This is a genomic window from Actinomadura sediminis (genome assembly GCF_042675525.1).
GTDB lineage: Bacteria > Actinomycetota > Actinomycetes > Streptosporangiales > Streptosporangiaceae > Spirillospora > Spirillospora sediminis.
Window position 1 is genome coordinate 1 of record NZ_JBHTJA010000253.1, and the last position, 1,035, is coordinate 1,035.

Annotated in this window: 1 protein-coding gene and 1 pseudogene; both read left to right on the forward strand. The window is 72.1% G+C overall.

Features of this window, described 5'->3' with window-relative positions:
• Window positions 1–395, forward strand: a pseudogene (locus ACFQ11_RS37740) (NADH-quinone oxidoreductase subunit M); the annotation flags it as partial.
• Window positions 392–1,035: proton-conducting transporter transmembrane domain-containing protein (locus tag ACFQ11_RS37745; protein ID WP_378307754.1), on the forward strand; the 644-nt coding region annotated here is incomplete at its 3' end. The pseudogene ACFQ11_RS37740 and the gene ACFQ11_RS37745, both read left to right, overlap by 4 nt.

Here is a 1,035-nt window from a genome sequence, read left to right on the forward strand (position 1 = left end):
TCGGCGGCACCGCCGCGGTGGCCCCGATCTTCTCCGGACTCGTGGCCCTCGGCGCGTTCGCCTCCCTCGGACTGCCCGGCCTCTCGGGTTTCATCGCCGAGTTCCAGATCTTCACGGGGGTGATCGGCAGCGGCGGCTCCGCGATCGTCGTGGTCGGCGCCCTGGCGATCCTCGGCATCCTCATCACGGCGGCGCTGTTCCTGCGCCTGCTGCACCGAACCGTCCTCGGCGGACCCGGTGAGCTCACCGCACAGGTCGTCGACGCCCGCCGAAGCGAGATCGCCGCGATCGCGCCGCTGCTGGCGCTGTCGGTGCTCATCGGCGTGGCGCCCCGGTTCCTGCTGGACGTCATCGAACCGTTCTCGGCCGTCGTGGTCTCCCTGGTGGCGCGATGATGAGGGAGAACCCGGCGGACCTCCTGCCGGAGCTGTGCCTGCTCGGCGGCGTCGTGGTCGGCATCCTGACCGGGTCGTTCCTGCCGCGGGCCCGCCAGTGGATCGTCGCGGTCCTGTGCGCGGCCGTGCTGACCGCCGGGCTCGTCTCCGCGGCCTTCGCCGCCCGGCGCGCGGACACGGTGACGTTCGGCGCCTTCGTGCTCGACCCCGCCACGCACGTGACGCGGATCGTCGTGCTCGCGTCGGCGCTGCTGGTGCTCGCCCTCGCGGTTGGCCCGATGCGCGGCCACCGCAGGGAGAGCGAGTTCTACGTTCTCGTCCTGCTGGCCGCGCTCGGCACGATCACGCTCGGAGCGGCGTCGGACCTCCTGGTGCTGGTCGCCGCGTACCTGCTCGCCAGCATCCCGGGGTACGCCCTCGCCGGCTTCGGGAAGGACGCACACGGCACCGAGGCGGCGCTCAAGTACTTCCTCATGGGCGCATTCCTCGGCATCCTCATGCTCGTCGGCGTCACGCTCCTTTACGGGCTCGGCCGCGGGACGGCCTACGAGGTGCTGCGCACGGAACTCGGCTCGGCACCGGAGGGCCCGGTCATGGTCGGCGTGGTGCTCCTGCTCGCGGGCCTGCTGTTCAAGGCAGG